A 6482-nucleotide genomic window follows, 5' to 3' on the forward strand; every position below is an offset into this window, starting at 1 on the left:
TTTCTGTTCCACCGTGCGCAGGCCTGGCGGAACTGGATTCGTTTCCAGCTCTTTCTGTAGTGCCGCGTCGTGAACGGTCTGCTCGAGCAATACCTGCTTGGTGACATCGCCGCCCTCGCGCATCCGGTGCCAGATGTTCCACGCCGCCAGAGCTGCGCCCTGCGGAGAGTGGCTGTAGCCGCGGGCAAGATCACCGTCGACTCGGGCCGGGCCGTCGGTCTCCGAATACAGCATCACCATGTCGAAGTTGCGCTGAATCGTCATCCCGCCCTGCGCCGTGGGGAGCTGGCCGGGATCGCACTCGACCCGAGCGCCGGGATCTCGTTGCGGGAGGGCTTGGCCGGCAGGGTTGTTCGGCACGTAAATCTTTCGTCCGAACGTGTCGGTGGCAGGATCGGCGAATCCGGTACCTCCGTTGTTGCCTTGCGTGGGCACTGCTGGGGTCGTCGGTTGGGCTGTCGGGGCATCAGGTTCGGTGTCGTCGCCGGCGAACAATGCGAACGACGCTGCAATCAGTATGACAACCAGGGCGATGGCTCCGCCGATCAACCATTTCTGTTTGGAGTTCACTTCTTCTCCTCGATCAGGGTGTAGCCGTCGAGGTTGTCGACCTCGCGGGCATCGATGTTCTCTGCGGCCGTGGGGAGGACCAGTCGCCAGTCCCCGATCCACTCCAGTGCGACGGGATAGACGAACCGTGCTGGTGGGGAACCGATTTCCTGCACCACGTCGACGGCCGCCGTAGCGGAATCACCGGGCGTGTAGTCGGTGACCTTGAACGCGATGAACTTCGGAGCTTGCTCAGCCGGAACCGGGCCGGTGACCGAGACCAACGCTCGATTCGCGGCGAATTCATCGCGACCGGGGCCGGGGGCGGTCACGATCGAGACCATCTCTCCCCAGTTCGCATCCGGGGTCAGTGCGAGGTACGCCTGTCCCCGGATCGCAGCCAGCACAGCTCCTTGTGGGGATTGGGAGTAGCCGGAGGGCGTCGTCGACGAGTTCTTCGGCCCATCGGCCAGTGAGCGCGGAAGGCGAACGCCGTTGTAGCTTTCCCAGATCACATTCGTTGGGGCGCTGATGGTGTCAAGTGGAGTGGGTGCGGGATCGGATGTGTCGGAATCCGATCCACATCCTGCCGAGAGGGTGAGCACGGTCGCCGCCAGGGCGAGTGCGGTAACCGAGCGGCGACCGATAGTGCGCATGGTTTTCTCTTTCTCTAGACGATCAGGCGATTGCCGATGGTGGCGGCCGAGCCAACGAGGACGGCACACACGCAGATCCGGACCAAGGTTTTGTCTTGGAGGATTTGTCCGGCGTTCTGGGTGCGTTGATAGGTGAGCATCGAGCCGAAGACGACGAGGGCGGCGACGCACGCGAAGATGCCGATGAAGCTCACGTAGCGCAGTATCAGCATCAACGGCTCCCACATTTCGGTCGGCAGTCGTTGCCGATCGGATGGAGGCTGGGCGATCGATATCGGTGCGGTGCGCATGGTCGTGTCAGCTCGAAAGTTGATTGATCACAGCTGGGGCGAGGCCGATGACGACAGAGCCGATCATGGCGCCGACGATCCTGGCCTTGCCGTCTCCGTCGCGGGTGCCGTTGCGTTCCATCGCGAGCATGATGCCGCCGACGATCAGGCCGCAGACGGCGAGGAAGATGCCGCCGTACTTGAGCCAGGACATGAGAAGGCCGAACTTCTCCACACCTGGAATGGGCTGCGGTGCTTCGTTGCCGATCTGTGCCAGAACATCAACGCTGGCAGCGTGATACGCCACCTGGGCGGAGGAGAGGAATGCGACCATGATGGTGCCTTTCTGTTTTGAGGGTTACTTCGGGGTGGAGCAATTCAGGGGGCTTGTTGGGCTGCGGCGAGCCGTGCCGCGGCGAAGATTTCCGCGCCGATCTCGGCGAGTGTGGGATCCGGGTACGCGGTGGGGTCCGTGCGCCGCAATTTCGATCCGGGCGGAGGAGGAGGATCGCTCGGCGACCACACCGGCATCTGCGAGTAGGTCAACGTGCGATAGCTCGGCAGGTACGGCAGTCGCCAGAACTGCGGGGCAGCCGACTCGACGACGTCGAGTTGACGCCGCAAAGTGGCAGGCAACTTGCCGTCAGCGTCGGGAACGGTGAGCAGTCCGAGTAAGGCGCAGTCCCCGCTCAGCCCCGCGATTGCCTGCAAGAGCAGTTCGTGAGCGCTTTGCAGTCCCTCACGGTGGGTGCGGGCGACGATCACGACACCGCGATAGCGGTCGGCGGCCGGCCATCCCCGCCGAGAGTCACCGGCCGGCGCCCAGGTTCGCGTCAATGTCGACACACAGGCACCGCCGTGTGCGCCGAGTAACCAGAACGCCGGACGCGGAGCGGTTGTCGCGATCGCTTCGTCCCACACCGGAGCCCGCGACTCAGGTGGTGGAACTCGCAGACCGGCGGGAACAACGATCCGGCCGGCCCCGGCGTCGGGGTCGTTACCCGGAACGCCGCCGCGAGCGAGAGGTGAAGCCATCTTCGGTTTCCTTCCATCAACGGTGGTGGTGCCACCACCACCGCGAACAACCTGCTCAGATGAGGGACACGAGAGCGTGCCCCTCACCTGCGGATCAGTTGATTCCGGCGTGAGTGGGTGTCGCGGCGGTCGTCGATGTAGCGACCGACGAACTGGCAGCGGGGATGCTGGTCGTGGTGGTCGTTGCCGTCGTCGTGCCAGATGTCGTCGCCGGTGCCGTCGTCGTACCGGTGGTGGTGCGGGAGCCGAGAATCTCCGTGGCCGAACGGCTTTGCTGTCCGAGGGCAGCAAGTAGTGGCCCGCTCTGATCGAGAGAGCGCGGCGTGTTGCCGCCCACCTGGTCGGCGGTCAGATCGTGGGCGAGAGCGAGAATCCAGTCCGTCGCCAACTCCACTGGCGTCTGACCGCCTGTCCCCACGGGGGTGGTGGTGTAGCTGCCGTGCTTGGCGATCGTGTCCCAGTACGCCGTATCGGTCGCCATCTTGGCCAGGCCCTTGTTATCGGCGAAACCGGACTTGACCTCGTTGAATGCAAGGCTGACCGTCTTGTCGATCGTGGCCGGCGGAACCAGCTTGACCGTCGCATTGAGCACCTTCGCTCCGAGCACACCGATAGCGGCTTGCGGTCCGGCAACACCAGCGGCAGCGATTTGCGCGATGGACTGCGGCGAGAGAACGTCCTTGGCCACCGTCACGGCCGCCGCGATGCCCATGCCGGCAATCTTCGTCACCGCAGCCACCGCTTCGCTGATGCCGTCCTGGCGCTTGGACGGATCGCTGTAGGCGACCATTCGATTGAGAACCGTTGTGCCCGAGTCCTTGACAGTGAAAGCGCCTGCCTTGGAGTCGAAGTTGATGTTGTCGTTGACGACGGATGCACCGGTGTAGATCACCGACTGCCCGAGCGCGGTACCGACGCTCGTCAGGATGGATACAGGGTCCTGGGTGTCCATGCTGGACTGACCGGCGATGTTGGCGACCATCCGCGCCAACGGTGCGTCAGCGGGAGTGTCGCACGCCAGATCACCTGCGGTGCAGAAGGAAGCGACACGGTCGGCGACCTTGCCGAAGGACCGCTCCCCCGTCGTCTCCGGGGCGATGCCGCCACCGGCGGGAGTCGCAGTCGCTGCGACCTGTACGGATTCGACCGAGTCGCCCTTGGCGCCGGGTGCGGCCGCCGGGGCGGTCTGAGACGACGACGCGAACACCGGCGAACCGGCCGGGCGGGTCGGGTCCGAGAAGAGTGCTGCACCGGCGAACCGATCAGCAGAGATCGGTCCTTCGCCTGCTCCGATCTCACGCGAGAGCGCGGACGCGACCTGTGCACCCTGGCTGTAGCCACCGACGAACACTTGAGTGTCCGGGCACTTGCTCGCCAGATCGGTGAGCATCGCCGTGGCGTTGGTGATTCCCATCTGCACCGACTGCTCGTACGTGTCTTTGGACTGATCACCAGGCTTGCCGCCGAAGCTCGCCGAGTAGTTCACGTAGGAGCGATCGATGACGCCCTTTTTGCCGTTGTCGCCGTTGGCTTCAACCAGTGCCGGGATGGCGACCTGGGAAAAGAACCCGCCGTCCTGATCGGTCGGGGTGCCGGGTGACGATTCCGTGGTCCCGTTGACGAGAAGCAGATGCAGTGGCGTGCAGCCCGACTCCGCTGCAACGGACGATGACGTTGTGCCTTGCGGCGAGGGAGTGGGTGTCTGTGCACCAGCTGCGCTGGTACCGGCAACAGCAATCAACAGCAATGCTGTCCCTGCTGACGCCGCAGCAGCTCTGGTGGTGCGATTGCGAATCTTCATGCGTTACTGCCCTTCTCTGGTGGTGATCGCGACAATTCGGGCGAAGCCGTCCGGGGCGGGAGTAGTGACGATCGACTGGCGGTACTGCACGCTCGTGCCATCTGGTCGACGCTCGAAGATGTCGACCGAATACGTCCCCTCCTCCCCCGCTGGCAATGCAAGAACGCAGTGCTCCGTGTTTTCCGGAATTTGCGCGGCACCGGCCGCGATCTGCTCCGAGGAACCGAGCTGGGTGTTGGCAGCACCGAAGCTGCGCGCTTTGATCCCGTCACGCGCATAAAACGCCGCCTCGAAGCCGGCGATCGCAGCAGAACCGGGATCTGACGACTGCGGAGTGATCGGGTCGCCCTTGGCGAAGCCGTCACACCACGAATGCGCAGCCGGGACAGCAGGAGTGGTCGGGGTGGCGGTAGTGGCCGTGGCAACGGACGAACTCACCGAACTCGACGAGGCGACATCAGCAACCGGTGTAGTTGGTTCGTCCGTCGATGCCATTGCAGAGACGAGAGCAGTACCACCACCGACAAGACCCACCAAGGCCACGACAGCCGCCCCGACCGCCAGAGCACTACGGTTGCGGCGCAGCCAGGTCGGGCCAGAAGTGGAAGCGCCGACAGGCACCCGAGGTAGGAACTCGGTTTCCCGAGATTCGAACTCTGCTTCTTGCTGCGCTGCGTCGCCGAACCACTCCGATTCATCGCCGTTCGATTCGGCGTCGGTAGCGGGCCTCGCCGATGACTCTGGTTGGGCAGGCTCGGAGACTTGATCACGGGCCGAATCAGCGGGAGTAGAAAACCAATCAGGTTCGTCAGGATCGACGACAGGGAGATTCGCAACTACCGAAAGCGGTGGTACGGAGGTTTCTGCAGGGTGCTCACACTCGGTCGGAGCAGCGGCAAACCAGTCTTCCTCGCCGTCTTCCGGTGGACGTTGTGAAGGACTCACAGTCCCTTCCTTTCCCAGATCACGAATTGAAGTTCTGCGCCCGCACTCCGGCGCACACCAGGGGCGAGGCAGATGCCCCGCCCCTGAAGCGGACTACGCCGGGATGCCAGCCCCGATTGCGTCGGCGATCATGCCCAGCGGCAGACCTGGGACTGCTGTGGCCGCCTGGAAATCGGTCACTGCCTGGTCGAATGCGGCCACTGCTTGCTCGCCACCGGGAATCGACGTCACTGCGCTACGAATCTGCTGATCGACGACCGGAGCGGAAGCGACAACGTCGCGGACAACCGTGCTGACAGCAGTACCGACAGGAGGGGCGGAATCCCACTGCGCCAACGTGCCCTGCGTCTGCTCAGTGATCGCAGGTTGGTCGATATCCGGGATTTCGGTTTCGATCGGCTCCCCGAGGTCACCTGTTCCGTACGCGGTAGCAGCAAGAACACCGGCAGCGCCGCCGCCGATCGCACCCATCGTGAACGCGGGAACTCCGAGAAGAGCAGCACCGATAGCACCGCCGCCGAAGGAACCGGCGATGGTGGCAGGCACAGCGCCCACGACAGGGATCGGAACGAGGAAGTTACCCACCGCCAGGCCGAGGGTGCCGCCAGCCCATGCACCGAGCGTGCCGCCCGCAAGAGCGGCAGGACCAGCAGCAGCCAAACCGCCCGAGATGGCACCGGCTGCGCCGAAACCGATCTGCGAGGCAGCGAGACGCTGCGCTTCATCGGTTTCGAGGCCGGTGGAGCGCCAGAAGTCCGTGACCTGCGCCTCGATCACCGCAGTCTGACCGTTCGTCTTGTCGGCGGTCTCCTGGGAGATCCAGTTAGGCCGGTCAGCGAGGAACTTTCCGAACCGAATCTTGTCTTCCGGTGCCTGAATCGGGGCCGTGAACTCTTCGAGCTGCGTCGGAAGATGCAACTGTGAGTAGTCGATCGGGGCGACGTAAGAATCCTGGTACGTCGGTGCCACATAGGTGTTGTTGTCGTAGTTCCAGTTATTGAGAGGTTGCGTCGGACCCTGATACTCGACCGGGACCGGAACCCACGTCTGCACAGGCGCGGACGGCGCCGGGACGGTAGTGGTTACGCCAGGCTGTTGCGCAGGCGCTGTTACCCCAGGCTGCTCAGCAGGTGCCGTCACGCCAGGCTGACCCGGATCAGCAAGTGCTACACCGGCGCTGGCGAAAGTTGCCGCGACCAATGCAGTCAGCGTCACTGTCGTGACAGC

The 6482-nt window shown here is 64.1% G+C and carries 7 protein-coding genes and 1 pseudogene; all 8 read right to left on the reverse strand.

Annotation, left to right across the window (positions count from 1 at the left end; translation table 11 throughout):
* Positions 1-570 (reverse strand): annotated as a pseudogene (locus VIQ49_RS11255) (hypothetical protein); the annotation flags it as partial.
* On the reverse strand, positions 567-1205 hold the full coding sequence (locus tag VIQ49_RS11260; protein ID WP_331884500.1) for a hypothetical protein: 639 nt from the start codon (positions 1203-1205) through the stop codon (positions 567-569). The gene VIQ49_RS11260 and the pseudogene VIQ49_RS11255, both read right to left, overlap by 4 nt.
* A gap of 14 nt (positions 1206-1219) precedes the next feature.
* Entirely contained in the window at positions 1220-1417 is a 198-nt protein-coding gene (locus VIQ49_RS11265) for a hypothetical protein (protein WP_331884502.1), read from the reverse strand.
* Between the two features lie 85 nt (positions 1418-1502).
* A complete protein-coding gene (locus VIQ49_RS11270) occupies positions 1503-1808 on the reverse strand; it encodes a hypothetical protein (RefSeq protein WP_115304742.1) in 306 nt (101 codons plus the stop codon).
* 44 nt (positions 1809-1852) lie between these two features.
* Entirely contained in the window at positions 1853-2509 is a 657-nt protein-coding gene (locus VIQ49_RS11275) for a hypothetical protein (protein ID WP_331884507.1), read from the reverse strand.
* A gap of 94 nt (positions 2510-2603) precedes the next feature.
* Positions 2604-4310, reverse strand: a complete 1707-nt coding sequence (locus tag VIQ49_RS11280) for a cutinase family protein (RefSeq protein ID WP_331884509.1) — start codon at positions 4308-4310, stop codon at positions 2604-2606.
* 3 nt (positions 4311-4313) lie between these two features.
* Positions 4314-4805 carry a hypothetical protein gene (locus VIQ49_RS11285; RefSeq protein WP_331884511.1) on the reverse strand — a complete coding sequence of 164 codons (492 nt, stop codon included), beginning with the start codon at positions 4803-4805 and terminating at the stop codon, positions 4314-4316.
* Between the two features lie 543 nt (positions 4806-5348).
* A partial coding sequence (locus VIQ49_RS11290; RefSeq protein WP_331884513.1) for an insoluble domain protein occupies positions 5349-6482 on the reverse strand: 1134 nt, incomplete at its 5' end.

It is taken from the genome of Williamsia sp. (assembly GCF_036566845.1).
GTDB lineage: Bacteria > Actinomycetota > Actinomycetes > Mycobacteriales > Mycobacteriaceae > Williamsia.

Bases quoted from the DNA above. Each gene is read 5' to 3' on its own strand.
- VIQ49_RS11270 (WP_115304742.1), bottom strand. From the start codon at position 1,808: ATGGTCGCATTCCTCTCCTCCGCCCAGGTGGCGTATCACGCTGCCAGC.
- VIQ49_RS11265 (WP_331884502.1), bottom strand. From the start codon at position 1,417: ATGCTGATACTGCGCTACGTGAGCTTCATCGGCATCTTCGCGTGCGTC.
- VIQ49_RS11275 (WP_331884507.1), bottom strand. From the start codon at position 2,509: ATGGCTTCACCTCTCGCTCGCGGCGGCGTTCCGGGTAACGACCCCGAC.
- VIQ49_RS11260 (WP_331884500.1), bottom strand. From the start codon at position 1,205: ATGCGCACTATCGGTCGCCGCTCGGTTACCGCACTCGCCCTGGCGGCG.
- VIQ49_RS11280 (WP_331884509.1), bottom strand. From the start codon at position 4,310: ATGAAGATTCGCAATCGCACCACCAGAGCTGCTGCGGCGTCAGCAGGG.
- VIQ49_RS11285 (WP_331884511.1), bottom strand. From the start codon at position 4,805: ATGGCATCGACGGACGAACCAACTACACCGGTTGCTGATGTCGCCTCG.